General features: G+C 74.8%; 2 protein-coding genes. Both read right to left on the bottom strand.

The genetic code is table 11. From position 1 onward, the window contains the following. Positions 1–65: 65 nt before the first annotated feature. A complete protein-coding gene (gene hisS / locus HGA02_RS17545; RefSeq protein ID WP_168680512.1) occupies positions 66–1,433 on the bottom strand; it encodes a histidine--tRNA ligase in 1,368 nt (455 codons plus the stop codon). Between the two features lie 101 nt (positions 1,434–1,534). Further along, positions 1,535–2,011 (bottom strand): MBL fold metallo-hydrolase (locus HGA02_RS17540; protein WP_168680510.1); only part of this gene is annotated, 477 nt, incomplete at its 5' end.

Genomic DNA, 2,011 nt, shown 5'->3' with positions numbered 1-2,011 from the left:
GCAGCACGGCACGCACGGACCCGCGGGTCCGCGTCACGACGACGCACGGACGGGCGCCGCGAGCGTCAGGCCTCGGCCGGGACCACGCGGGGCCACAGGTCGTCCGCGGGCGGTGCCCACGACGCGGCGTCGGCGGGCACCTGCTCGCCCGAGCGGATGTCCTTGACCTGGTCGCCCTCGTCGCCGTCCGGCTGCCCGAGGAACCACACGAACGGGATGCCGCGACGGTCGGCGTGCCGGATCTGCTTGCCGAACTTCGCCGCCGACGGCGCGACCTCGACGGGGATCCCGCGCGACCGCAGCGCGGTGGCGACCGCGTCGGACCGCGACCGGTCCGCCTCGTCGGTCACGGCCACGAGCACCGCCGACGGCACCGAGCGCGTCGCGCGGACCAGCCCCGCGCCCAGCAGGCGCGACACCAGACGCGAGACGCCGATCGAGAGACCGACCCCGGGGTAGGACGTCGCACCGTCGGACGCGAGCGTGTCGTAGCGCCCGCCGGAGCAGATCGACCCGAGCTGCTCGTGCCCCACGAGCACCGTCTCGTACACGGAACCCGTGTAGTAGTCGAGCCCGCGCGCGATCTTGAGGTCCGCGACGACGACGCCCGGCGCCCGCTGCGCCGCCGCGCGCACGAGCGCGCCGAGCTCGGCGAGGCCCTCGTCGAGGAGCGCGTGCTCGGCACCGTGCCGCGCGGCGACCGCACGGACGACGTCGACGACGGACTCGTCGTCGCCCTGCACGGACGCGAGCTCGAGACACGCCTGCGCCTGCTCCGGGGTCGCGCCCGCCTCGGCGACGAGCAGCTCCGCGACCGCCGGACCGCCGATCTTGTCGAGCTTGTCGATGCTGCGCAGCACCGCGTCGACCTCGGTCAGCCCGAGGCCGCGGTAGAAGCCCTCCGCGACCTTGCGGTTGTTCACGAGGATCCGCACGGGCGGCAGGCCGATCTCCCGCAGCGCGCCGAGCGCGTCGGCCATGACGAGCGGCAGCTCGACCTCGTAGTGGTACGGCAGGTCACCCGCCGCGACGACGTCGATGTCCGCCTGGACGAACTCGCGGAACCGGCCGTCCTGGGGGCGCTCGCCACGCCACACCTTCTGGATCTGGTAGCGCCGGAACGGGAACGCGAGGTGCCCGGCGTTCTCGAGCACGTACCGCGCGAACGGCACCGTGAGGTCGAAGTGGAGGCCCAGCCGGCCGCCGCGGTCCGGGTTCTCCGGGTCCTCCTGGAGCCGCGACAGGACGTAGACCTCCTTCGAGGTCTCGCCCTTGCGCATCAGCTGGTCGAGCGGCTCGACCGCACGCGTCTCGATGCCCGCGAACCCGTGGAGCTCGAACGTCCGCCGCAGGACGTCGAGCACGTGCTGCTCGACGATGCGCCCGTCGGGCAGCCACTCGGGGAATCCGGACAGAGGTGTGGGTCGCGCCATGGGGCGGAAGTCTTCCAGACCCGTCGCGGCGGTCGCGCCCGCATTCCGTCGCCCGGGCGCTGGCCTGCCGGTCGGCACGACGAGGGCGCCGGGCGCAGCGGTCAGCCGCGGACGAGGAACGGGTTCGTCGCGAGCTCCGTCGCCATGTCGCTCGTCGGGCCGTGCCCCGGGACGACGACGGCACGCGGGTCGAGCCGCGCGACGACCTCGCGCAGCGTGCGCGCCATGGTCGGCCCGTCCCCGCCCGGGAGGTCGGTGCGGCCGATCGTCCCCGCGAACAGCACGTCGCCCGTGAGCACGACCGGCTGCTCGTCGCCCGCGTCGAGCACGTACAGCGTCGACCCCTCCGTGTGCCCGGGCGCATGACGCGCGACCACCGTCACCTCCCCGACCTGCCACGTGACGTCGTCGCTGCGCGCGTCGGTCGCGTCGACGCCGAACGGCTCGAGCCGCACCGGGCGGTGGTAGGCGTGCACGTCGACCCCGGCCGCGGTCAGCGCCTGGCCGAGCGGCCCCGACGGGTCGTGCGCCGCGCCACCGAGCGCGCCGAGCGTGCCGAACGGGTCCGCGAGGCGGTA

Source organism: Cellulomonas septica (genome assembly GCF_012396155.1).
Taxonomy (GTDB): Bacteria; Actinomycetota; Actinomycetes; order Actinomycetales; family Cellulomonadaceae; genus Cellulomonas; species Cellulomonas septica.
The sequence above is the reverse complement of the archived record's forward strand: the minus strand, read 5'-3'. Positions and strand labels throughout refer to the sequence as shown.